Source organism: Streptomyces sp. NPDC004284, assembly GCF_042874035.1.
In the GTDB taxonomy this organism is placed as follows: domain Bacteria; phylum Actinomycetota; class Actinomycetes; order Streptomycetales; family Streptomycetaceae; genus Streptomyces.
Genome location: NZ_JBIAMJ010000043.1, coordinates 1 through 1,199 on the forward strand (window position 1 = coordinate 1; position 1,199 = coordinate 1,199).

The 1,199-nt window shown below is 73.1% G+C and carries 2 protein-coding genes; both read right to left on the minus strand.

All coding sequences use genetic code 11. The features are described 5' to 3' along the window. Nucleotides 1–272, minus strand: a 272-nt coding sequence (locus ACFYUS_RS39055) for a heme-binding protein (RefSeq protein ID WP_388863067.1), incomplete at its 3' end; no start/stop codon positions are given. A 33-nt stretch (nucleotides 273–305) separates the two neighbouring features. Beyond that, a partial coding sequence (locus ACFYUS_RS39060) for an MFS transporter (RefSeq protein WP_388863072.1) occupies nucleotides 306–1,199 on the minus strand: 894 nt, incomplete at its 5' end.

The following is a 1,199-nucleotide window of genomic DNA, read 5'->3' on the forward strand; positions in this document are numbered from 1 at the left end:
GGCTTGTCGAGGGCGGTGGGCAGGGTGTGGAACGGTCCGTCGGGCTTGACGAGGTCGGCGAGGTCGGCGGTCGGGGTGTTCAGCTGGAGGGCGGTGTAGGCCTTGCGGGTGCTGGTCTCACCGGAGATGAGGACGGCGCGGTCGTCGCGTCGGAAGGCGAGCGGGTGGCCGCCGGCGTCCAGGACGGTGACGCTGACCGCGACCCCGGCGTCGTCGGCGGCGCGGCGGGCGGCGGTGATCAGGGTCTCGGCGTCGTGGATGGTGAGGTTCATGGTGGCGCTTTCCTGGTGGTGGGGGAGGGGTGGTCAGTGGTGGACGGCGGCGGGGGCGGGGGCGGGGGTGACAACGCCCTCCCGTGCGGGGGTTCGGCGTTCCAGGGCGGCGGACCAGAGGGCGAGGAGCAGGGCGGCGGTGGCGAGCAGGGCGCCGACCCAGTTCGGGGCGGTGTAGCCGAGGCCGGCGGTGATGACGAGGCCGCCGAGCCAGGCGGCGAGGGCGTTGCCGAGGTTGAAGGCGCCGATGTTGACGGCGGAGGCCAGGGTGGGCGCGCCGTGGGCCTGGTCGAGGACGCGTTTTTGCAGCGGGGGGACGGTGGCGAAGCCGAGGGCCCCGACGAGCAGGATGGTGATCGCGGCGAGGGTCTTGTGGTGCGCGGTCACGGTGAACAGGGCCAGGACGATCGCGAGGCCGCCGAGGGAGGCGTAGAGCATCGGCATCAGGGCGCGGTCGGCGAACCGGCCGCCGAGCAGGTTGCCGAGGAACATGCCGATGCCGAAGAGGACGAGGAGCCAGGTGACGGCGCCGTCGGAGTAGCCGGCGACGTGGGTCATCATCGGGGCGATGTAGGTGATCGCGGCGAAGACGCCGCCGAAGCCGAGGACGGTCATCGCCATGGCGAGCAGGACCTGGGGGTTGCGGAACGCCGTCAGCTCGCGGCGCAGGTGGGCGCCCTCGGGGCGTGGCAGGGCGGGCACGAGCCGGGCGATGCCGAGCAGTCCGACCACGCCGAGCGCGGCGACGATCGCGAAGGTGGTGCGCCAGCCGACGGCCTGCCCGATGAAGGTGCCCAGCGGCACGCCGACGATGTTGGCGACGGTCAGTCCGGTGAACATGGTGGCGATGGCGCCGGCCTTCTTGTCGGGGGCCACGAGGTCGGCGGCGACCACCGAGCCGATGCCGAAGAACGCGCCGTGGGCGAG